Here is a 20,849-nt window from a genome sequence, read left to right on the forward strand (position 1 = left end):
ATGACCGACAAGCTCCGCATCGTCGTCGGCTCCGACGACGCAGGCCACCAGTACAAGGAAGCCCTCAAGCAGGACCTGCTCGACAGCGCCCTGGTCGCCGAGGTCACCGACGTCGGCGTCGACGCCGACGGCCACACCGCCTACCCCAAGGTGGCCATCGCCGCCGCCGAGATGGTCGCGCGCGGCGAGGCCGACCGCGCCCTGCTGGTGTGCGGCACCGGCCTCGGCGTCGCCATCGCCGCCAACAAGGTCAAGGGCATCAGGGCCGTGACCGCCCACGACTCCTTCTCCGTCGAGCGGGCGATCCTCTCCAACAACGCGCAGGTCCTCACCTTCGGCCAGCGCGTCGTCGGCCTCGAACTCGCCCGCCGCCTGGCCGCCGAGTGGCTCACCTACCGCTTCGACGAGAGCTCGGCGTCGGCCGCCAAGGTCCAGCTGATGAGCGACTACGAGACCGCCGACGACGCCGGTGCGGCGAACGGCAGCGCGGCCGACGGCGGGGCGGCCGCCTGATGCCCGCCCCCGCACCGTCACCCGTGCTGCTGGGGGTGAGCCTGAAGATGTACTTCGGCCACCACCAGACGCTCAACTGGTCCCGCAGGATCGCCGCCCTGGCCGAGCGCCACCCCGCCACGGCCTCCGGCGCCGCGCGCCTCTTCGTCCTCCCCGCCTTCCCGGCCCTGGTCCCCGCCACCGGCATCCTCGCCCCCTACGGCGTCGCCCTCGGCGCCCAGGACATCGCCACCGAGGACAGCGGCCCCTACACCGGCGAGGTCGGCGGGCCCCTCCTCAAGGAGATCGGCTGCCGCTACGCCGAGGTCGGCCACGCCGAGCGCCGCCGCCTGTACGGCGAGGGCGACACCGTGGTCGCCGCCAAGACCGCCGCCGCCCTGCGCAACGGCCTCACGCCCGTCCTGTGCGTCGGCGAACGCGACGAGGCCGACCCGGCCGACGCCGCCGCCCGCACGGTCGCCGAGGCGGAGCGCCTGCTCGCCGGTCTGGAGGGCACCGTCGTCCTCGCCTACGAGCCGCAGTGGGCCATCGGCGCCCCCGAGCCCGCCTCCGCCGACCACATCGCCGCCGTCTGCACCGCCCTGCGCGGCTGGCTCGGCTCCCGGCCCCAGCACGCCGGTTCCACCGTCATCTACGGCGGCAGCGCCGGCCCCGGCCTGCTGACCCGCCTGGCCGGAACCGTCGAGGGCCTCTTCCTCGGCCGCTTCGCCCACGACCCGGCGAACGTCGAGGCGATCCTCGACGAGATCCGCTCCCCGGCCACGACCCCGGCGGCGGTGGCGTGATGGCGTACGGCATCAGCACCTACGCGTACTTCTGGCGCATCTCGTCCCGGGCACCCGAGCCGATGTCCCTGCCGGACATGCTCCGCGACACGGCGGAACTGGGCGGCGAGGTCTTCCAGATCTGCGACTACGCGCCCGTCGAGTCCTGTGACCGCGCGGAACTCGCCGACCTCCGGGCCACCGCCGGCGACCTCGGCCTGACCCTGGAACTGGGCACCCGGGGCATCCGCCCCGGGCACCTGCTGAAGTACCTCGACACGGCGGGCGAGCTGGGCGTGACCCTGGTCCGCTCCATGCTCAACACGGCCGACCACCGGCCCGGCACCGCCGAGGCGGTGGCCCTCCTGAAGGAGGCCGTGCCCCGCTACGCGGCCGCCGGCGTCACCCTCGGCCTGGAGACCTACGAACAGGTCGCCACCGACGACCTCGTGGACGTCGTGCGCGCCGTCGACGACCCGCACCTCGGCATCGTCCTGGATCCGGGCAACAGCGTCGCCCGGCTGGAACGCCCCGCCGACGTCGTGGCCGCCACCGCGCCCCACGTGGTCAACATCCACGTCAAGGACTTCGCCTTCACCCGCCGCGACGGCTGGGTCGGCTTCACCTACGCCGGCTGCCCGCTCGGCGAGGGCCTCCTGGACTACGACGCCATGATCGCCGCGGTGGGGCCCGAAGAACGCGGCGTCAACCAGATCGTGGAGCACTGGCTCCCGTGGCAGGACGAGGGCTACGACGCCACCGCCCGGCTCGAACACCAGTGGACGCAACACAGCATCAACACCCTCCTGAGGAGCGAGTAATGGCCACCGAGATCCAGACCCGGGCCGACGTGAAGACCGTCGCCGTCATCGGGGCCGCCGGCAAGATGGGCCAGCGTGTCTCCAACAACCTGGTCGAGAGCGACTTCCGGGTGCTCTTCAGCGAGGCGTCGCCCAAGGGGCAGGAGCTGATCCGCGGCCTGGGCCGCGAGCTGACCGAGTCCGAGGACGCCGCCGCCGAGGCCGACGTCGTCATCCTCGCCGTGCCCGACGTGGTCCTCGGCAAGGTCTCCGAGGAACTGGTGCCGCTCATGAAGCCGGGCACCGTCGTCCTCACCCTCGACCCGGCCGCCGCCTACGCCGGTCTGCTCTTCGCCCGCGAGGACGTCCACTACGCCTGCGCCCACCCCTGCCACCCCTCGGTGTTCCTGGAGCGCACCACCAAGGAGGAGTGGCAGGACACCTTCGGCGGCATCGCCGCCCCGCAGGAGGTCGTCGCCGCCTACGAGGGCGGGGACGCCGCCAAGCAGGAACTGGCGGACTCCGTCATCCGCGTCATGTACGCCCCGGTCGTCGACGTCCACTGGGTCACCGTCAAGCAGCTCGCCGTGCTGGAGCCGACCCTGGTCGAGACCATCGCCTGCATGGTCGGCGCCCTGCTGACCGAGGCCCTGCACGAGACCGTCCACACCGTCGGCGTCCCCGAGAAGGCCGCCCGCGCCATGCTGCTCGGCCACACCCAGGTCGCCCTCGCCAACACGCTCAAGGGCTCCAACCCGTTCTCCGACGCCTGCCTGATCGCCATGGACTACGGCCGTGAGTCCATCGTGCGGGAGGACTGGAAGAAGGTCTTCGACGACGAGGAACTGGACAAGGTCATCACGCGCATGCTGAAGATCAAGGAGATCAAGCGCTGACCCGGCCGGGAACGCGACGCCGGAGACCCGCACGGGTCTCCGGCGTCGTCGTGCTCAGGCGCGGGCGTCGAACTCGGCCCGGGTCCGCAGGAGCCCGGACAGGTCCGAGCCCACCAGCAGCTCCTGCGGGTCCGTGCCCCGCCGGAACAGCCGGGCGTCGCGCTCGCCGCCGAGCACGGCCCGCCCGCCCTCGACCCGCAGCCAGGAGCCCTCGCGCAGGCCCAGTACCGGCACGTCGTTCTCCTCCAGGAACTCCCTCAGCCGCTCCTCGCGGGTCTCGCCCTTGTGCGTCGAGGCGGGGTCCGCATCGAGGTAGTGCGGGTTGATCTGGAAGGGGACCAGCCCGAGCGCCTCGAAGGACGGCGGCTCGACGATCGGCATGTCGTTGGTGGTCCGCAGCGAGGGCGCCGCCATGTTGGTCCCGGCGCTCGCCCCCATGTACGGCAGCCCGCCGCGCACGGCCTCGGTCAGCGCCTCCCGCAGCCCCGTGCGGTACAGCGCGGAGAGCAGCCGGAAGGAGTTGCCGCCGCCCACGAACACGGCGTCCGCCTCCCCGAGCCGGGCGAGCGGGTCGCCGCCCTCGTGCACGCCCCGCACCCCGATCCCCGCGCCGGTGAGCGCGTCGCGCACCCGGGCGGTGTAGCCGTCGTGGTCGGCGAGCGCGTACGGGACGAACGCCAGCCGCGCCCCGGCGGGCAGGAAGCCGGTCACGGTGTCGAGGGCGTGTTCCAGGTAGCCGCGGCCGTGCTGGGTGGAGTTGGACAGGAGCAGGAGATTCACGGGGTCGGTCCTCGCAGAAGGGTGGATCGGTGGGGCGTGGAACGGGCAGTTTGCTGGGGCGGCGGGGCCGGGGTCAGCCGGTGGTCGCGGTACGGGGCGGGCGCGGGCGCCGGTGGTGCTGGGGCGGGTGCGTCAGGCGCTGCTCCAGCAGCCGGGCGGCGCGGGTCAGCACCTCCAGCCGGTCCTCGGGCCCCTGCGGGAAGCGCTCCTTGGCTGCGCCGAGGCTGAGGCTGCCGTAGGGCTCCGAGCCGAGGAACACCGGCATGGCGACCGTGCCGATGCCGGCGTCGTACTCGCCGACCGTCCAGGCGTAACCCCGGGCGCGGACCTGGCGGAACTCGCGCTCCAGCTGGTCGGGGTCGGTGACCGTGCGCTCGGTGAAGCGGGCCATGGGGCGGCCGCGGAAGAGCCGGTGGCGCTGCTCGTCGGGCAGGAAGGCGTAGAACGACTTGCTGGTGGCGCCCGCGTGCGCCGGGTACAGCTCGCCGACCAGCGGGTAGTAGCGCAGCGGCCCCTCCTCGCCCTCGACGGCGGCGACGCAGCGCATGTGGAAGCTGTCGGGCAGGCAGAAGAGGACCGTGTCACCGGTCGCCGCCCGCAGCTCCTGGAGGACCGGCTCCGCGAGCAGCTCCAACGAGCCCGACCGCTCCCACAGACGCCCGAGGCGCAGGGCGGCCGGGCCGATGCGGTAGCGCCGGGTCGCCGGGTCGGAGACCAGGAAGCCGCGGCCCGCGAGGGTGGACAGCAGGCGCTGGGCGACCGAGGTGTCCCAGCCGAACTCGGCGGCGATCTCGGTGACGCCCCAGTCCGGCCGGGTGCGTTCGAACGCCAGCAGCACCAGCAGGGCCCGGTCGACGGTCTGCAGCGCCCCTGCGGGCGTCCTGCGGTCGGCGGGCTGCACGGGGCGCCCGGCCATGGCGGCTCCTCTCCTCGCATCTCACCATGCAGACCCGTATTGCAGATAACGGGAAACAGTTGCGGACAACGCTAGTCGATCCCGAACCTGCTGTCAGCACCGCCCCGGTGCGGATCAGGAGAACTGCCCATGTTGAAGTACGTCCTGGACCTCGTGGATCTGCTCGACGATCCCGACGTCGACGGCAAGCGCGTCGCCGCCCACCTCGACTCCGTGGCGGGTCCCGGCGGCTCCGGCGCCGAGGTCACCACCGTCACCGGCGAGCGCGGCTCGACGGACTTCGTGCTCGTGCGGATACCGGGCCGGGCGGGCCGTACCCGTGGCGGTACGGCGCGGACGCTCGGCGTGGTGGGGCGGCTCGGCGGCGTCGGGGCGCGCCCGGAGGCGGTCGGCCTGGTCTCCGACGCGGACGGCGCCGTCGCGGCGCTCGCCACCGCCGCCAAGCTGCTCGACATGCGGCGCCGGGGCGACGTGCTCGACGGCGACGTGGTCGTGGCCACCCACATCTGTCCGAACGCCCCGACCGCGCCGCACGACCCGGTGCCCTTCATGGACTCGCCCGTCGACATCGCGACCATGAACCGGCACGAGGTCACCGGCGAGATGGAGGCCGTGCTCTCCATCGACACCACCAAGGGCAACCGGATCATCAACCACAAGGGCCTCGCCCTGTCGCCCACCGTCAAGGAGGGCTGGGTGCTCAAGGTGAGCGAGCGGCTCGGCGAACTGCTGGCCGTCGTGACCGGTGAGCCCTTGGTCACGTACCCCGTGACCACGCAGGACATCACCCCGTACGGTAACGGTGTACACCACATCAATTCGATCCTGCAGCCGGCCACGGCGACGGCGGCTCCCGTCGTCGGCCTCGCGATCACCTCCGCGGCGGCGGTGCCCGGCTGCCAGACGGGCGCCAGCCACGAGACCGACATCGCGGCCGCCGCCCGGTTCGCCGTCGAGACCGCCAAGGCCTTCGGCGGCGGACAGCTCGACTTCCACGACGACCAGGAGTTCGACGCCCTCGTGTCCCGCTACGGCTCGCTGACCCGGCTGCAGACCCTCGGCCGCGAACCCGGAGGGTCGTGATCATGACCATGGACAAGAACCCCGCCGGGGACACGGCCACGGGAGCCGTCGGCAGCGACGACTACGCGCTCTCCCGCGTCCCGCGCGACAAGCGGCTCGGCTTCTGGACCATGCTGCTGCAGTGGCTCGCGCAGTCGGGCTCCATCTCGCAGTTCACCCTCGGCGCCACCATCGGCGTCGGCATGACCTTCGGCGACGCCTTCCTGGCGTTCACCCTCGGCGCGGTGATCCTCGAGGTCGTCATCTTCGCCATCGGCCTGGCCGGCATGCGCGAGGGGCTGGCCACGCCGCTGCTCACCCGCTGGGCGGGCTTCGGCCGCAACGGCTCCGCGCTGGTCAGCCTGGTCATCTCGGTCAGCCTCGTCGGCTGGTTCGGCGTACAGAACACGATCTTCGGCGACAGCGTCTCCGCGCTCGTCGGCGGCCCCTCCTGGCTGTGGTGCACGGCCGCCGGCATCGCCATCACCGTCCTGGTCATCTTCGGCTTCCGGTACATGGCCGTCTTCGCGAAGATCGTCACGCCGCTGTTCTTCGCCATGGTCGCCTGGTCGGTCACCGACGCGCTGAGCGACCACTCCTTCTCCGAGCTGATCCACTCCCCGGCGCCCGGCCAGAGCATCCCGCTCGCCGTCGCCGCGACCGCCATCGCGGGCGGCTTCATGACCGGCGCGATCGTCTCCCCGGAGATGACCCGCTACAACCGCAAGGGCAGCCACGTCTTCCTGCAGAGCGCCTCGTCGATGATCCTCTCCGAGTACATCGTCGGCCTGACCGGCGTCCTGCTCGGCCACATGGTCGGCAGCGGCCAGGTCTCCCAGATCGTGCTCTCCACCTCCGGCGTCTTCGGCGTCCTCGTCGTCCTGATGTCCACCGCGAAGATCAACGACTGGAACCTGTACGGCTCCTCGCTCGGCGTCGTCAACTTCTTCCAGGTCGTCTTCGGCAAGCGCGTGCACCGCGGCGCGGTCACCATCGTCCTCGGCATCGCGGGCACCCTTCTCTCCGCCGTCGGGATCATGACCCACTTCACCGACTTCCTGTCCGTGCTGGGCGTGGCCATCCCGCCGGTCGGCGGCATCATCGTCGCCGAGTACTGGGTGGTGCGCCGCATGCGGGCACCCCTGGACGCCACCCGGGACGCGGAGACCCTGCCCGCCACCTCGCCGACCTGGGTGCCGATGTCCCTGGTCATCTGGGCCGCCGCCTTCTGCGTCGGCAAGTTCTACGACGGCGGCATCCCCGCCCTGAACTCCCTGCTGACCGCCTTCGTCCTCTACTGCGTCCTCGGCCTCGCCGGCTGGATCAAGACGTACGGCACCACGGCCCTGGACGACACCACCGAACCCACCCCGGCCGCCTCCGGCACGGCCACCGTAGGAGCACCGTGAGCACCACCGTCCCCGGCCCCGTTCCGGCCGTTCCGGCCTCCGAGGAGGCCCAGCGGGAGGTCGTCGACCTCTGCGCGGAGCTGATCCGCTTCGACACCTCCAACCCCACCAGCGACGAGCGCGCCTGCGCCGACTGGGTCGTGGCCCGCCTCGCCGAGGCCGGCCTCGCCTCGGAGCTGGTGGAAAGCGCCCCGGGCCGCGCCAACGTCGTCGCCCGCATCCCCGGCACCGACCCCTCCCGGGGCGCCCTGCTGGTCCACGGCCACCTGGACGTCGTACCGGCCGACGCCGCCGAGTGGCGGGTGCCGCCGTTCTCCGGCGAGATCCGGGACGGCTACCTGTGGGGCCGCGGCGCCATCGACATGAAGGACACGGTGGCCGTGATGCTGGCCACCGCCCGGCACTTCGCCCGCACCGGCACCCGGCCCGCCCGCGAGATCGTCCTCGCCTTCCTCGCCGACGAGGAGGCCGGCGGCACGTACGGCGCCCACTGGCTGGTCGAGCACCGGCCGGAGCTGTTCGCCGGGGTCACCGAGGCGATCGGCGAGGGCGGCGGCTTCAGCTACGCCCTGGACGACACCCGGCGCCTCTACCCGATCGAGAACGCCCAGCGCGGCATGGCGTGGATGGAGCTGACGGCGTCGGGCCGCGCCGGACACGGTTCGTCCCCGAACGACGAGAACGCCGTCACCGACCTCGCCGAGTCCCTCACCCGCATCGGCCGGCACACCTTCCCCGTCCGGCTGATCGAGCCGGTGCGCGCCCTGCTCGCCGAGGCCGCCCGTCTCCAGGGGGTCGACCTCGACCTCGACGCCGAGGACCTCGACGCCGAACTGGCCAAGCTCGGACACGTGGCCGACTTCATGCAGGTCGTGCTCCGCAATTCGGCCAACCCCACCATGTTCACGGCCGGCTACCAGACCAACGTCATCCCGGGCCGGGCCACCGCCCGCGTCGACGGCCGCTTCCTGCCGGGCCACGAGCAGGAGCTGATCGACACGATCGACGCCCTGCTGCTGCCCTCGGTCTCCCGGGAGTGGGTCAACCACGACATCGCGATGGAGACCTCCTTCGACGGCCCGCTCGTCGACGCCATGTGCGCCGCCGTGCGCGCCGAGGACCCCGACGGGCACCCGGTGCCGTACTGCAATCCCGGCGGCACCGACGCCAAGGCCTTCACCAAGCTCGACATCCGCTGCTTCGGCTTCAAGGGGCTCAAGCTGCCCCACGACCTCGACTACGGCCGGCTCTTCCACGGCGTGGACGAGCGCGTGCCGCTGGAGGGCCTGCGCTTCGGCGTGCGGGTGATGACCCGGCTCTGGCAGGAGTGCTGACCGGCACGGCCGCGGGGAATGTCCCGGCGGCCGTCCGCGTTGTGCCGCGTGACTGACATGCGCGGGACAGAACCGCAGCCCGCGCCGCGGTCGGAAGGAGCACCATGGCACGCAGCACCGCACGCCCGGTCGTCAGGCTGAAGTCCACCGCCGGGACCGGCGTCACCTACGTCACCCGCAAGAACCGCCTCAACGACCCCGACCGCCTCGTCCTGCGCAAGTACGACCCGGTGGCGGGGGAGCACGTGCCGTTCCGCGAGGAACGCTGAACGGCGTCGAGGAGCAAGAGGAACGCCGAACGGCTCCGAGCAGCATGAGGAGGCAGTCGTGAAGGTCCGCAACTCCCTGCGCGCCCTCAAGGCACGCCCCGGCGCCCAGGTGGTGCGCCGCCGGGGCGTGACCTACGTCATCAACAAGAAGGACCCGCGCTTCAAGGCCCGCCAGGGCTGAACGGACGCGCCTGCGACGGCCCGGCCCCGCGACCCGCGGGGCCGGGCCGCGGCATGCCCGCGCCCGCGCCCGCGCAGGACCGGGATCAGTCGTCCACGTCGATCCCGTAGCTCCGGGCGAGGGCGTCGAGGCCGTGGTCGTAGCCCTGACCCACGGCCCGCAGCCGCCAGCTCTGCCCGCGCCGGTAGATCTCCGCCAGCAGCATCGTGCGCTCGGTGGTGGCCGCGTCCAGCGTCGCCTGGACGAGGGGCGCCGCGCTGGTGCCGGGCCCCGAGACGATGTGCAGGGCGCCCACGTCGCCGAAGGCGGGGGAACCGTCGATCGCGGCGGCGACGACGACCTTGCGGGCCGAGGGCGGCAGCGCCGCGAGGTCCACGCCGACGGTCTGCTCGGTCGGGCCGTCGCTCAGCAGCCGCACCGTGCCACCCGGGTTCTCCGGGGCGCCGTAGAAGACGAAGTCCTCGTCGAAGGAGACCTGTTCGTCCTCGTCCAGCACGAACGCCACCACGTCGATCTCGCACGCCGTCTGCTGCGCCCACGACGCGGTGACCGTCCACGGGCGCGCCGCGCCGCGTCCCGTCGGCAGGGGCAGGTCGACGACGCCGCCGCGCGGCAGTACGTGGGCGGCCCCGCGCCGGACGCCGGCCCCGGGCGCCTCCGTCACCACCGGCGCGACGAGCCAGGCGGCGTCGTGGACGGGCAGGAGCAGCGCGGTGATCCGGGGCAGCCGGCGGTCCGCGCGCCCGCCGTCGAGGACGACCACGTCGGTGACGCCGGCGGAGAGGTTGATGGCCGCGGCCCCGCCGAGTTCGACGACGCGGGTGCGGGCGGCCACCGCGTCGGGGTGGGTGCCGCCGAGCACGAGGACCCGCCGCCCGGAGAGCGGCCCGCGGGGCTTCGCCGGGCGCCTGCCGGCGGGCTTCGGAGCGGCGGCGGCCTCGCCCGGACCGGGCGCCCGCGGGGCCGGGACGGCGGGCAGCACGGGCGCGGGCCCCTCGGCCGGCCCGGGGTCCGCCGGCGGTGCGGGTTCCTGAACCGGCACGGCCTCCGGGGGCACAGCCCCCTCGTGCGGTGTGCCGGGCCGGACGTCGCCGAGGAGCCGCAGGAAGGCCGACTCGTCGATCACCGGAACGCCCTCCGCGCGCGCCCGGCGCGCCTTGGCCGAGCCCCCGGCCGAGTCGTTGGTGACCAGGACGCTGGTGTGCCTGCTCACGGAGGTCATCATGTTGAGCCCCGCCGCGACGCCCCGCAGTACCAGGTCCGCACGGGCGGTGCGGGTCTCCCCGGTGACGGCGACCTTCATGCCCTGCACCAGCGGCCCGTCCGCGTCGAGCCGCCCCGGGTTGCGGAAGGCGCACGGCGTCTTCGGCGGCTTGGGCGCGAACCGCGGGTCCTGACGCGGCGGACACGCCACCAGGGGCAGTGGCAGGCCGAGCCGCGCCGCCTGGTGCAGCGAGGCGCGCAGCACCCCCGCCAGCACCCGTGTGTCGTCCAGCGCGTCGTGGGCCTTGAGCTGCGGCACGCCGTAGTGCTCGGCGAGTGTGCCGAGCCTCAAGTCGTCGGTCGGCGGGTCGACGCGCCGGTTCAGCGCCAGGGTGCACAGCCGCCGGGCCACGGGCAGGCGCAGCCGCGCCCGCGCGAACTCGTGGGCGAGGAAGTCGTAGTCGAACTGGGCGTTGTGGGCGACCAGCACCCGGCCCTCCAGGAGCGCGCCGACGCGCTCCGCCACCTGCTCGAAGACCGGCGCCCCGCGCAGCCGGTCGGCCGTCAGCCCGTGCACGTGCACCGGCCCCGGATCGCAGCCCGGGTCGAGCAGGGTCGAGAACTCCCCGGTCTGCCGGCCGTCCGGACCCAGGGTCACCACGGCCAGGGACAGCACCCGGTCGCGGCGCGGTACGAGACCGGAGGTCTCCACGTCGACCAACGCCCATTCGAAGGCGTAGTCGCGCAGGTCGGACAGATCGGAGGCGGCGGACGCGAGAGACATGAAGGAAGGATGGAGGCATGTTCACACCTTCTTCAACTCGGATGACCATTGATCCCGTTTTGTCCCTCCCTCCTCTCCGCTCCCCCCTTCCCCGCTCCCCGCTCTCCGGCTCGGATCCTGCGGCACCCGCGCCGCCTGACACACTGCGTGCGTGTCATCCGCCCCCACCCCAGGAGGACTTCGTGAGCGTCGCGCGGCTGCCGGACCGGCTCGTCGGGCATCAGCGGAGGTTCGAGAAGCGATTCGCCGAGTACTTCGACGGACTGGGGTCGGTGCTCGACGTGCCGGCGTTCAGCCGCTTCACCCCGGAATGCCTCCAGCTGCTGCGCGAGTTGTCGATGCGGGGCGGCAAACGGATGCGGGTGGTGCTGCTGTACGAGGCCGCCCGCCTCGTGACGGAGGAGCCCGTCGAAGGGCTGGACGCCGCCGCGCTGAGCGTCGAACTGCTGCAGACCCACGGCCTGGTGCACGACGACCTCATCGACGACAGCGCGACCCGCCGGGGCGGTCCCACCACCTACTACGCCTACCGGGAGCGCTACCCCGCGCACCCGCGCGCGGCACTGGGGCTCACCGTGCTGGCGGGCGACCTCGCGCTCGCCCTGAGCCTGCGGGTGCTGCTGGACGCAGGGCTGCCGGCCGGGGTGCGGCAGGCCATGGTCGAGGTCCAGACGCGGGCCGCGGCCGACACCTTCGTCGGACAGATCGTCGACCTGGAACGGGACTTCGCCGCCTCGGCCCCGGACGTCGAGGTCCTGCACGACGTCGCCGACCGCAAGACCGCCCGCTACTCGGTGCTCGCCCCGATGCGGCTGGGACTCCTGGCGGCAGGCGTCGAACCGGGCGCCCACGAGGACGAGTTGCGCCGCTACGCACGGCTGACCGGCATCTGCGGGCAGATGCGGGACGACTGGCTGGACCTCTTCGGCGACGAGGCGGCCACGGGCAAACCGACGGGCGGCGACCTGCGTGAGGGCCGGCGCAGCTACGCCGTCACGCGCCTGCTCGCCGCCGTGACCGGCTCCGAGCGTGCGACGGTCGAGGCCGCCCTCGGGGACCGCTCCTGCACACCGGACGCCGTTGCCGAGATCCGGGCGATCGGCGAACGGCACGGTGTGGACGCCCTGATGGAGGACGACATGCGGCGCCACGCGGAGCAGGCCCGCCGGGTGGCGGAGGGCTGGCGCGGCCGCTGGCGGGCGGAGGCGGTCGACTTCTTCGCGCGGGTGCCGCGGTGGAGCGTCGAGCGGACCGGCTGACCGGCAGCGGCGTCGCGGACGCACGGCCACTGCGCCCCGGGGAGGACGGCCCCGGGGCGCAGGTGGCGCGGTCAGACGGTCAGACGGTCAGGCGGTCAGGCGGTCGTGCCGTCGGACGGTCGTGCGGTCACGGCACGAGCCGCAGCAGGCGGTTGGGCGAGCCCGTGCCCGGGCTGGTCACCTTTCCGCTGGTCGCGCCGTTGACCAGGGCGGTGCCGACCTGGCTCGGGGTGGCCGAGGTGTGCCCGGCGAGGTAGACGGCCGCCGCTCCGGCGACGTGCGGGGTCGCCATCGAGGTGCCCGAGATGGTGTTGGTCGCCGTGTCGCCGGTGTTCCAGCCCGCCGTGATGGAGGAGCCGGGGGCGAAGAGGTCCAGTACGGAACCGTAGTTCGAGTAGCTCGCCCTGGCGTCCGTGCTCGTGGTGGCGCCGACGGTGATGGCCTCCGTGACCCGGGCGGGGGAGTAGGAGGAGGCGTTGGCGCTGCTGTTGCCCGCGGCGATCGCGTAGGTGACGCCGCTGGCTATGGACGTGCGCACGGCGTTGTCCAGGGTGGTGGAGGCGCCGCCGCCCAGGGACAGGTTGGCGACCGAGGGGCCCGAGTGGTTGGCGGTCACCCAGTCGATGCCGGCGATCACCCCGGCCGTGGTGCCGGACCCGTTGTCGTCCAGCACGCGCACGGCCACGACCTTCGCCTTCTTGGCGACGCCGTAGGTCGTGCCCGCGATCGTGGTGGCCACGTGGGTGCCGTGGCCGTTGCCGTCGGAGGCGGTGGTGTCGCCGTCGACGGCGTCGTAGCCGTAGGAGGCCCGGCCGCTGATCTGCTGGTGGGTGATGCGCACGCCGGTGTCGATCACGTACGCCGTGACGCCGCTGCCCGCGCTGTCCGGGTAGGTGTACGTGCCGGACAGCGGCAGTGCGGCCTGGTCGATGCGGTCCAGGCCCCAGGGCGCGCTGGACTGCGTGGTGTCGGTCAGGCGGACGCGCTGGTCCTGCTCGACCGAGGCCACCGCGGGGTCGGCGGCGAGCCGCCTGGCCCCGGCGGCGGAGAGCGTGGCGGTGTAGCCGTCGAGCGCGCTGTGGAACGTCCGGCGCACCGTGCCGCCGTACTCCTCGACGAGGTCCTTGCCCGCGCCCGAGGACGCCTTGAGCCCGCTGTCCTTCCTGAGCGTGACGATGTAGCTGTCCTTGACGGCCGTGGGGGACCCGGCGGCCAGGACGGTGCCCTCGGCCGGGGCGGCCTGGGCGGGCAGGGCGGTGAGCCCGCCGGTGAGGGCGAGGGCCGCCGCACCGGTCAGCGCGGCGAACCGGATTCTCTTGCTACGCAGTCGTGCCATGACGAGGGAGTCCTCCTAGGCGGCGCACGCCCGGGTGGGGCGCGCGACTGTGGGGGCGTGCGCGGGATCGCGCACCCGGCCGGGGAGCGTTGCGTTCCGCACCCGGCCGTTGATCAGCCTCGGGCGTCCGCCGGTGCCGTACAAGGGAGTTGACGAGCTGTCAACAAACCTGTCATGTACGTGCAATGAGCGGTGCGGGGGCCGCCCGCCCGGCCGTTGTCAGTGGCTGCCCCTACGGTTCGGACAGTGGAACCCGCGGAAGACGCCGCGGGTCCGACCGGGGAGAGGTCTGCCATGTCGAGGACGTACCTGGAGCTGTCGCAGGACGGCGGGGGCGCGCACAAGTTCTACGAAGTCACCGTCCAGGGACAGGTCGTGTCGGTGCGCTACGGCAGGATCGGCGCCGCCGGACAGACCCAGACGTCGTCCTTCCCCACCGCCGCGAAGGCCGAGGCCGCCGCGGCCAGGAAGATAGCCGAGAAGATCCGCAAGGGGTACGAGCCCGCCGTCCAGGGACGGCGCGCGCCCCGCGCGGTCACCCGCCGGCAGGTGGCCTCCGCACCCTCCACGGCCCGCGCGGTCGCCCCGGTCCTGTGGCGGTTCCGCACCGGCTCGGCGGCGTTCGGCATCCACATCGACGAGGACAAGTGCTGGGTGGGCAATCAGGCGGGCGACGTCTACACCCTCGCCCACGGCGGCGAGGTCCTCGCCCGCTACCAACTCCCGGACGGCGTCAAGTGCCTGGTCGCCGACGACTTCTGGATCTACGCGGGCTGTGACGACGGCCGGGTCTACGACCTGTCGTCCAAACTGCCCTTCGCCGCCTACGACATCGCCGCCGACGTGGACATTTTCTGGCTCGACATCCACGAGGGCGTGCTGAACGTCGCGGACCGCGCCGGACGGCTCACCGTCATCGACCACGAGGACGAGCACCAGTGGTCGCGCGGCGGGCGCGGCGAGCACGCCTGGATGGTGCGCGCCGACGACCGCGCCGTCTACCACGGGCACTCGCGCGGCGTGACGGCCCACGCCCCGGACGGCACCACCGAGCTGTGGCACACCCCCACCCAGGGCGCCGTGCTCTTCGGCTGGCAGGAGGACGACGCGGTGTACGCGGGCACCGCGCGCCACACCGTCCAGCGGCTGTCCAAGGCGACCGGCGCCATCGAGGCGACCTACCACTGCGACAGCCCCGTCTACTCCTGCGCCACCTCGCCCCGCGGCCGGTTCGTCTTCGCCGGGGACTCCGCGTCCTCGGTGTACTGCTTCGACCGGGACGGCACCCGGCTGTGGAAGCTCGGCACGGGCGGCGGCTCCGCACTGTCCATGCAGTACCGCGACGAGCGGCTCTTCCTCGTCACCACGGACGGCTCCCTGGTGTGCGTGGACGCGAGCGGGACGGCGGTCGACGCCGCGCAGCAGGGCTCGGTGCCCGTCGCCCGCGACGTCAAGCTGGCGGCCACCACGCCGACGTACGCGCCGGCCACCGCGGCCGCCGCCGTGGCGAGCGTGGCCGCGGTTCCCGCGGGCTCGGTGGTGGTCGAGTGCGTCCAGGAGAACGGCCGTACCCGGATCCACGTGGTGTCCGAGGGGTACGACCACACGTGGAACGTGCAGTTCCCGAGGGCCATCAGGGAACCCGGCGCGCGGTACGTCGTCGACGCGCTGCACGCCGCGTCGGGCGGCTTCTACCGGGTGCGCGGGGACATCAGGCGCCTGCAGTGACGGTGGCCGCGCCGCTCAGGAGGCGCTCTGCAGCGCGCGGTTGCGGCGCACGGAGGACCAGAAGGACCAGGCGATGAGGACGACGCCGACGAGGCCGGTGACGATCTCGTTGATCTCGTGCTGGATGGTGACCAGCAGGATGACGGAGAGGGCGCCGATGGCGTAGTGGGCGCCGTGCTCCAGGTAGACGTAGTCGTCCAGGGTGCCCTGGCGCACCAGGTAGACGGTCAGGGAGCGGACGTACATGGCGCCGATGCCGAGGCCGAGGGCCATCAGGACGATGTCGTTGGTGATGGCGAAGGCGCCGATGACGCCGTCGAAGGAGAACGACGCGTCCAGGACCTCCAGGTAGAGGAACATGAAGAACGCGGCCCTGCCCGCCAGTTTCACGGGGGACCGGGACCCGCCCGCCCGTTCGGCCTGCTCCTCCGCCTCCTGCTCGCGCTCCTCCTCGTCCTCGATCCGCTGCTCGAAGAAGCCGGAGAGACCGCCGACGACCAGGTAGGTGACCAGACCGGCGACACCCGCCAGCAGGACCGTCTCCGTCTTGTCGGCGTGCGTGCCGCCGTGCTGGTGGGCGTGGGCTCCGAAGGTCGTCGCGGAGACCAGCAGCACCACCAGGGCGATGCAGACCGACAGCATGTCCACCCGCCCGAGCCGGGCCAGCGGACGCTCCACCCACCCCAGCCACTTGATGTCCCGGTCCTCGAAGAGGAAGTCCAGGAAGATCATCAGCAGGAACATGCCGCCGAAGGCGGCGATCGACGGATGCGCGTCCGTCACCAGCTCCTGGTAGCGGTTCTTGTCGGTGAGCGCCAGGTGCACCGCGTTCCACGGACTCAGCCGGGCACTGATCGCCACGATCATCACGGGGAAGACCAGCCGCATCCCGAAGACCGCGATCACGATGCCCACGGTGAGGAAGATCTTCTGCCAGAAGGCGTTCATCTTCTTCAGGATCCCGGCGTTGATCACCGCGTTGTCGAAGGACAGCGAGATCTCCAGGACGGCGAGGATCGCCACCAGGCCGAGGGCGGTCCAGCCGTCGTAGAGCACTCCCGCGGCCAGACCGACGGCGGTGACAACGAACGCCCAGCGGAACGTCTTCACAAGCACCGGCAACTCATTCCTGTCGTCGCACTGTACGGGGCGGCCTTCCATGCCGGTGCCCGCCACGCAGGTTTCCTACCACGATCGTCCGGCGGCACCCGGACAGGCGTTCCGCACGACGCCCGGGAGCGGCGACCTCACAGAGACGACTCGCTCGTTTCCTTGAGTCGTTCGTGTTCCAGGGAGTAGGTTCGCCGCCATGACGGCATCCCGGAACTCCCGGAATCCGGCCACCGCCGACGAACTGCGCCGGGCGGGACTGCGGGTCACCGCCGCCCGCGTCGCGCTGCTCGACACCGTCCGCGAGGGCGACCACCTCGACGCCGAGGCACTCACCCGCGGGGTGCGCCGACGCGTGGGGCACGTCTCCCTCCAGGCCGTGTACGACGCCCTGCACGCCCTCACCGCGGCACGGCTCGTGCGCCGTATCCAACCCCCCGGCGGACCGGCGCGGTTCGAGGGACGGGTCGGTGACAACCACCACCACGTCCTGTGCCGTTCCTGCGGCGTGCTCGCCGACGTCGACTGCGCCGTCGGCGACGCGCCCTGCCTGACCGCCTCCGACGACCACGGTTTCGTGATAGACGAGGCCGAGGTCATCTACCGGGGCCTGTGCCCCGACTGCTCCACCCTCAGCAGTTCTCCAGCACCTTGATCCGCCCCGTTCGGAAGGATTCCCATGTCCGAGAACCACGACGCCATCGTGACCGACGCGAAGGCCGAGGAGACGGGCGGCTGCCCGGTCCCTCACGGACGCGCCCCGCACCCCACGCAGGGCGGCGGAAACCGTCAGTGGTGGCCGGAACGGCTCAACCTGAAGATCCTCGCCAAGAACCCCGCCGTCGCCAACCCGATGGGTGAGGAGTTCGACTACGCGGCGGCCTTCAACGCCCTCGACCTGCCCGCCGTGAAACGGGACATCGCCGAGGTGCTGACCACCTCCCAGGACTGGTGGCCCGCAGACTTCGGCCACTACGGCCCGCTGATGATCCGGATGGCCTGGCACAGCGCCGGCACCTACCGCATCAGCGACGGCCGCGGCGGCGCGGGCGCCGGCCAGCAGCGCTTCGCCCCGCTCAACAGCTGGCCCGACAACGGCAACCTCGACAAGGCCCGCCGCCTGCTGTGGCCGGTCAAGAAGAAGTACGGCCGGAACCTCTCCTGGGCCGACCTGCTCGTCCTCACCGGCAACGTCGCGCTGGAGACGATGGGCTTCGAGACCTTCGGCTTCGCCGGCGGCCGGGCCGACGTCTGGGAGGCCGAGGAGGACGTCTACTGGGGCCCCGAGACCACCTGGCTCGACGACCGGCGCTACACCGGCGACCGCGAGCTGGAGAACCCGCTCGGCGCCGTCCAGATGGGCCTGATCTACGTCAACCCCGAGGGCCCCAACGGCAACCCGGACCCGATCGCCGCCGCCCGCGACATCCGTGAGACCTTCCGCCGCATGGCGATGAACGACGAGGAGACCGTCGCGCTGATCGCCGGCGGCCACACCTTCGGCAAGACCCACGGCGCCGGTCCCGCCGACGCCGTCGGCGACGATCCCGAGGCCGCCCCCATGGAGCAGATGGGCCTCGGCTGGAAGAGCACCCACGGCACGGGCAAGGGCGGCGACGCCATCACCTCCGGCCTCGAGGTCACCTGGACCAGCACGCCCACCCAGTGGGGCAACGGCTTCTTCAAGAACCTCTTCGAGTTCGAGTACGAGCTGGAGCAGAGCCCGGCCGGCGCCCACCAGTGGGTGGCCAAGGACGCCCCGGAGATCATCCCCGACGCGCACGACCCGTCGAAGAAGCACCGGCCCAGGATGCTCACCACCGACCTGTCGCTGCGCCTCGACCCGGTCTACGGACCGATCTCCCGCCGGTTCTACGAGAACCCGGAGGAGTTCGCCGACGCCTTCGCCCGCGCCTGGTTCAAGCTGACCCACCGCGACATGGGTCCGAAGTCCCTGTACCTCGGCCCGGAGGTCCCCGAGGAGACCCTGCTCTGGCAGGACCCGCTGCCCGAGCCCGAGGGCGAGACCGTCGACGCCGGGGACGTCGCCACCCTCAAGACCAAGCTCCTGGAGTCCGGCCTGTCCGTGGCCCAACTGGTCTCCACCGCATGGGCCTCCGCGTCCACCTTCCGCGGCAGCGACAAGCGCGGCGGCGCCAACGGTGCCCGCATCCGCCTGGAGCCGCAGCGCGGCTGGGAGGTCAACGAACCCGACGAGCTGGCCCAGGTCCTGCGCGTCCTGGAAGGCGTCCGGGAGGAGTTCAACTCCGGCGCGGGCGCCCGGAAGGTCTCCCTGGCCGACCTGATCGTCCTCGGTGGCTGCGCCGCCGTCGAGAAGGCCGCCAAGGAAGCGGGCTTCGAGGTGGAGGTCCCCTTCACCGCGGGCCGCGTCGACGCGACGGAGGAGCACACCGACGCCGAGTCCTTCGAGGCCCTGGAGCCGACCGCCGACGGGTTCCGCAACTACCTCGGCAAGGGCAACCGGCTGCCCGCCGAGTACCTCCTCCTCGACCGGGCCAACCTGCTCACCCTGAGCGCCCCCGAGATGACCGTCCTGGTCGGCGGCCTGCGTGTGCTGGGAGCCAACCACCAGCGGTCCCAGCTCGGCGCCTTCACCCGGACGCCCGGTTCGCTGACCAACGACTTCTTCGTCAACCTGCTCGACCTCGGCACCACCTGGACGGCGACCTCCGAGGACCGGACCACCTTCGAGGGCCGCGACGCCGCCACGGGCGAGGTCAAGTGGGCCGGCAGCCGGGCCGACCTGGTCTTCGGCTCCAACGCCGAACTGCGGGCGCTCGCCGAGGTCTACGCGAGCGACGACGCCAAGGAGAAGTTCGTGCACGACTTCGTCGCCGCCTGGGTCAAGGTCATGAACCTCGACCGCTTCGACCTGGTCTGATCCGCAGCCCCGACCGGGCGAGAGCCGCCCTCGGGCCCGCCGGTACCGGCACCCTCCGGTACCGGCGGGCCCGGGCGGCCGTCCCCGCGCGCGACATCGGGTGGCCGCGCGCGGCGCGCGGTGCTGGGACGGTCCGATGCTCAGTGACACGCCGGTGGCCGTGGACCGGGGAGGGTACCGGGACACCGTCACACCCTGGGCGGAACCGGCCCGGCGCGCCGAGGTGCTCGCCCGGGTGCGGGCCGGGTTCACCGCCCACGGCCTGCGGCCGACGGGGCGGTGGCGGGTGCGGCCGCGGCCGTGGTGGGTCCTGCTGCGGCTGGACGTGGAGGAACACGGCGCGGTCTGGTTCAAGGCGAACCCGCCGGCCGGCGCCTTCGAAGGCGGCCTGACCGCGGCACTGGCCCGGTGGGTCCCCGGGCACGTACTCGAACCGCTGGCGGTGGACACCGGCCGGGGCTGGTCGCTGCTGCCCGACGGCGGACCGCTCCTCAGGGACGTCCTCCCACGGGAGGCGGTCGCTCCGGGCGCGTGGGAGGAACTCGCGCGCCAGTCCGCGGCCGTGCAGCACGCCTGGCGCCGCACGCCGGAGACCTCGCGCGCCTCGGCGTCCCCGCCGTGCCCACCGCCGCGCTGCCCGGCGTCCTCGACCGGTTCGACGACACCCCGCCGGCGCGCCGGGAGCGGGCCGCGCTGCGGGAACTGCGCCTGCGCCCCCGCCTGACGGACTGGTACGCGGAACTCGACGCGCTGGGCGTCCCCGACTCCCTGGACCACGCCGACCTGCACGACGGTCAGGTCTTCCACCCGGCGCCCGGCAGGTTCACCTTCGTCGACTGGGGCGACGCCGTCGTCGCCCACCCCTTCTCCAGCCTCGCCGTCCCCCCGCCGGGCCGCCGGGCACCACGGCCCGGGAGTACTCCCGGGCCTGCGCGACGCCTATCTCGAACCCTGGACGGACACCGGCCGTACGACGGCGGAACTGCGGCGCGCGGTGAGCCTCGCCCGGCGGCTCGGCGCGCTGCACCGCGCCGCCGCCTACGGCAGGGTCTTCCCCGCCGCGCCCGGCGCCGCCGGTGCCGCGACGGCCGGGGCGGGCGCCCGCTGTCTGCTGGAACTCCTCGACGGACCACCGCTGTGGCGACGGCCCGCCGCCCGGCGCGGGAGCCGTTGTCAGTGGCGGATGCGAGGCTTCGCACCATGGATGAGGTGGAGTTCATGCGCGGCAGGGTCTACGGCGCCGACCACGACAACCCCGGCCCGCGCGCCGGTCGCGCCTACGCGCACCTGGTGGGCGGGCCCCTGGACGGCCTGCTGCTGGACGTCACGGACCTCACGGCACAGGAGCGCGAGCGCGGAGTGGTCCTGGCGACGGAGATAGGCCGCTACGGCCCGGGCGGCCACGCCTCCTACACCCCGAGGCCGGGCGACGCGCGCCGCTTCGACTGGCGGGGCGACGTGCCCTGACGCGACACCCCGCGGGGGGTCCCGGGGGCAAGCGTTTTCTGTCCGACGTCTTGACGTGTACGCGGCGTAATGAGTTACATGGGGTCAGTGTGGGAGCGCTCCCACGCCTCTTTCCGTCATCGCCCTTGTCCGCACT

General features: G+C 72.8%; 19 protein-coding genes and 1 pseudogene. 15 read left to right on the top strand and 5 right to left on the bottom strand.

Annotated features, from left to right (window positions below; translation table 11 throughout):
- From Sdi02f_RS05215 to Sdi02f_RS05230, 4 genes are read left to right on the top strand one after another with little or no spacing between them, the layout of a single operon-like run.
- A complete protein-coding gene (locus Sdi02f_RS05215; RefSeq protein ID WP_030401351.1) occupies positions 1-513 on the top strand; it encodes a ribose-5-phosphate isomerase in 513 nt (170 codons plus the stop codon).
- The gene (locus tag Sdi02f_RS05220; protein ID WP_030401350.1) at positions 513-1,298 is read left to right on the top strand and encodes a triose-phosphate isomerase; all 786 of its coding nucleotides are present in this window, start codon (positions 513-515) and stop codon (positions 1,296-1,298) included. Before Sdi02f_RS05215 ends, Sdi02f_RS05220 begins: the two co-directional genes overlap by 1 nt.
- Positions 1,298-2,098 (top strand): sugar phosphate isomerase/epimerase family protein, encoded by an 801-nt coding sequence (locus Sdi02f_RS05225; RefSeq protein ID WP_108932757.1) that lies wholly within the window; start codon positions 1,298-1,300, stop codon positions 2,096-2,098. The genes Sdi02f_RS05220 and Sdi02f_RS05225 overlap by 1 nt, the downstream gene beginning before the upstream one ends.
- On the top strand, positions 2,098-2,973 hold the full coding sequence (locus tag Sdi02f_RS05230; protein ID WP_030401348.1) for a phosphogluconate dehydrogenase C-terminal domain-containing protein: 876 nt from the start codon (positions 2,098-2,100) through the stop codon (positions 2,971-2,973). Before Sdi02f_RS05225 ends, Sdi02f_RS05230 begins: the two co-directional genes overlap by 1 nt.
- A 54-nt stretch (positions 2,974-3,027) precedes the next feature.
- On the opposite strand, the gene pepE is transcribed toward Sdi02f_RS05230, so the two are convergent.
- Together pepE and Sdi02f_RS05240 are read right to left on the bottom strand one after the other, a co-directional pair.
- Positions 3,028-3,753, bottom strand: a complete 726-nt coding sequence (gene pepE, locus Sdi02f_RS05235) for a dipeptidase PepE (protein ID WP_108932758.1) — start codon at positions 3,751-3,753, stop codon at positions 3,028-3,030.
- Positions 3,754-3,826: 73 nt separating this feature from the next.
- Positions 3,827-4,669 (bottom strand): IclR family transcriptional regulator, encoded by an 843-nt coding sequence (locus Sdi02f_RS05240; protein WP_031087775.1) that lies wholly within the window; start codon positions 4,667-4,669, stop codon positions 3,827-3,829.
- A 129-nt stretch (positions 4,670-4,798) separates the two neighbouring features.
- Between Sdi02f_RS05240 and Sdi02f_RS05245 the strand changes: the two genes are divergently transcribed.
- From Sdi02f_RS05245 to ykgO, 5 genes are all read left to right on the top strand, one after another.
- A complete protein-coding gene (locus Sdi02f_RS05245) occupies positions 4,799-5,752 on the top strand; it encodes a DUF1177 domain-containing protein (protein ID WP_030401345.1) in 954 nt (317 codons plus the stop codon).
- 2 nt (positions 5,753-5,754) lie between these two features.
- On the top strand, positions 5,755-7,140 hold the full coding sequence (locus Sdi02f_RS05250) for a cytosine permease (protein WP_030401344.1): 1,386 nt from the start codon (positions 5,755-5,757) through the stop codon (positions 7,138-7,140).
- Positions 7,137-8,474 (top strand): M20/M25/M40 family metallo-hydrolase, encoded by a 1,338-nt coding sequence (locus tag Sdi02f_RS05255; RefSeq protein WP_031087771.1) that lies wholly within the window; start codon positions 7,137-7,139, stop codon positions 8,472-8,474. Before Sdi02f_RS05250 ends, Sdi02f_RS05255 begins: the two co-directional genes overlap by 4 nt.
- A 104-nt stretch (positions 8,475-8,578) precedes the next feature.
- Positions 8,579-8,743 (top strand): 50S ribosomal protein L33, encoded by a 165-nt coding sequence (rpmG, locus tag Sdi02f_RS05260; protein ID WP_019330754.1) that lies wholly within the window; start codon positions 8,579-8,581, stop codon positions 8,741-8,743.
- A 58-nt stretch (positions 8,744-8,801) separates the two neighbouring features.
- Positions 8,802-8,924, top strand: coding sequence for a type B 50S ribosomal protein L36 (gene ykgO, locus Sdi02f_RS05265; RefSeq protein WP_003978293.1), 123 nt, complete (start codon positions 8,802-8,804; stop codon positions 8,922-8,924).
- A gap of 85 nt (positions 8,925-9,009) precedes the next feature.
- Here the strand turns inward: ykgO and Sdi02f_RS05275 are convergent, their stop codons facing one another.
- Entirely contained in the window at positions 9,010-10,911 is a 1,902-nt protein-coding gene (locus tag Sdi02f_RS05275; RefSeq protein ID WP_108932759.1) for a TerD family protein, read from the bottom strand.
- Positions 10,912-11,093: 182 nt separating this feature from the next.
- Here Sdi02f_RS05275 and Sdi02f_RS05280 point away from each other — a divergent pair, with 182 nt between their 5' ends.
- Complete coding sequence (locus Sdi02f_RS05280; RefSeq protein ID WP_245962136.1) at positions 11,094-12,170, top strand: polyprenyl synthetase family protein; 1,077 nt, start codon at positions 11,094-11,096, stop codon at positions 12,168-12,170.
- A 127-nt stretch (positions 12,171-12,297) separates the two neighbouring features.
- On the opposite strand, the gene Sdi02f_RS05285 is transcribed toward Sdi02f_RS05280, so the two are convergent.
- Positions 12,298-13,506 carry a S8 family peptidase gene (locus Sdi02f_RS05285; protein WP_031087765.1) on the bottom strand — a complete coding sequence of 403 codons (1,209 nt, stop codon included), beginning with the start codon at positions 13,504-13,506 and terminating at the stop codon, positions 12,298-12,300.
- A 294-nt stretch (positions 13,507-13,800) separates the two neighbouring features.
- Here Sdi02f_RS05285 and Sdi02f_RS05290 point away from each other — a divergent pair, with 294 nt between their 5' ends.
- Complete coding sequence (locus tag Sdi02f_RS05290) at positions 13,801-15,234, top strand: WGR domain-containing protein (protein ID WP_108932760.1); 1,434 nt, start codon at positions 13,801-13,803, stop codon at positions 15,232-15,234.
- Between the two features lie 15 nt (positions 15,235-15,249).
- Here Sdi02f_RS05290 and Sdi02f_RS05295 read toward each other — a convergent pair whose 3' ends face one another.
- Complete coding sequence (locus Sdi02f_RS05295) at positions 15,250-16,350, bottom strand: DUF475 domain-containing protein (protein WP_108932761.1); 1,101 nt, start codon at positions 16,348-16,350, stop codon at positions 15,250-15,252.
- Positions 16,351-16,543: 193 nt separating this feature from the next.
- On the opposite strand from Sdi02f_RS05295, the gene Sdi02f_RS05300 reads away from it, so the two are divergent.
- The 4 genes and pseudogenes from Sdi02f_RS05300 (at position 16,544) to Sdi02f_RS05315 (ending at position 20,713) form a co-directional block, all read left to right on the top strand.
- Positions 16,544-16,999 carry a Fur family transcriptional regulator gene (locus tag Sdi02f_RS05300; protein WP_030401338.1) on the top strand — a complete coding sequence of 152 codons (456 nt, stop codon included), beginning with the start codon at positions 16,544-16,546 and terminating at the stop codon, positions 16,997-16,999.
- Between the two features lie 24 nt (positions 17,000-17,023).
- Positions 17,024-19,246 (top strand): catalase/peroxidase HPI, encoded by a 2,223-nt coding sequence (gene katG, locus Sdi02f_RS05305; RefSeq protein ID WP_030401337.1) that lies wholly within the window; start codon positions 17,024-17,026, stop codon positions 19,244-19,246.
- A gap of 136 nt (positions 19,247-19,382) precedes the next feature.
- Positions 19,383-20,384: pseudogene (locus tag Sdi02f_RS36965) on the top strand (aminoglycoside phosphotransferase family protein); the annotation flags it as partial.
- A gap of 62 nt (positions 20,385-20,446) precedes the next feature.
- Positions 20,447-20,713 carry a hypothetical protein gene (locus Sdi02f_RS05315; RefSeq protein WP_031087756.1) on the top strand — a complete coding sequence of 89 codons (267 nt, stop codon included), beginning with the start codon at positions 20,447-20,449 and terminating at the stop codon, positions 20,711-20,713.
- Positions 20,714-20,849: the final 136 nt, after the last annotated feature.

The sequence above is a fragment of the Streptomyces ardesiacus genome (assembly GCF_003112575.1).
In the GTDB taxonomy this organism is placed as follows: domain Bacteria; phylum Actinomycetota; class Actinomycetes; order Streptomycetales; family Streptomycetaceae; genus Streptomyces; species Streptomyces ardesiacus.

Bases quoted from the DNA above. Each gene is read 5' to 3' on its own strand.
- Sdi02f_RS05215 (WP_030401351.1), top strand. From the start codon at position 1: ATGACCGACAAGCTCCGCATCGTCGTCGGCTCCGACGACGCAGGCCAC.
- Sdi02f_RS05220 (WP_030401350.1), top strand. From the start codon at position 513: ATGCCCGCCCCCGCACCGTCACCCGTGCTGCTGGGGGTGAGCCTGAAG.
- Sdi02f_RS05225 (WP_108932757.1), top strand. From the start codon at position 1,298: ATGGCGTACGGCATCAGCACCTACGCGTACTTCTGGCGCATCTCGTCC.
- Sdi02f_RS05230 (WP_030401348.1), top strand. From the start codon at position 2,098: ATGGCCACCGAGATCCAGACCCGGGCCGACGTGAAGACCGTCGCCGTC.
- Sdi02f_RS05240 (WP_031087775.1), bottom strand. From the start codon at position 4,669: ATGGCCGGGCGCCCCGTGCAGCCCGCCGACCGCAGGACGCCCGCAGGG.
- Sdi02f_RS05245 (WP_030401345.1), top strand. From the start codon at position 4,799: ATGTTGAAGTACGTCCTGGACCTCGTGGATCTGCTCGACGATCCCGAC.
- Sdi02f_RS05250 (WP_030401344.1), top strand. From the start codon at position 5,755: ATGACCATGGACAAGAACCCCGCCGGGGACACGGCCACGGGAGCCGTC.
- rpmG (WP_019330754.1), top strand. From the start codon at position 8,579: ATGGCACGCAGCACCGCACGCCCGGTCGTCAGGCTGAAGTCCACCGCC.
- Sdi02f_RS05275 (WP_108932759.1), bottom strand. From the start codon at position 10,911: ATGTCTCTCGCGTCCGCCGCCTCCGATCTGTCCGACCTGCGCGACTAC.
- Sdi02f_RS05285 (WP_031087765.1), bottom strand. From the start codon at position 13,506: ATGGCACGACTGCGTAGCAAGAGAATCCGGTTCGCCGCGCTGACCGGT.
- Sdi02f_RS05290 (WP_108932760.1), top strand. From the start codon at position 13,801: ATGTCGAGGACGTACCTGGAGCTGTCGCAGGACGGCGGGGGCGCGCAC.
- Sdi02f_RS05300 (WP_030401338.1), top strand. From the start codon at position 16,544: ATGACGGCATCCCGGAACTCCCGGAATCCGGCCACCGCCGACGAACTG.
- katG (WP_030401337.1), top strand. From the start codon at position 17,024: ATGTCCGAGAACCACGACGCCATCGTGACCGACGCGAAGGCCGAGGAG.
- Sdi02f_RS05315 (WP_031087756.1), top strand. From the start codon at position 20,447: ATGGATGAGGTGGAGTTCATGCGCGGCAGGGTCTACGGCGCCGACCAC.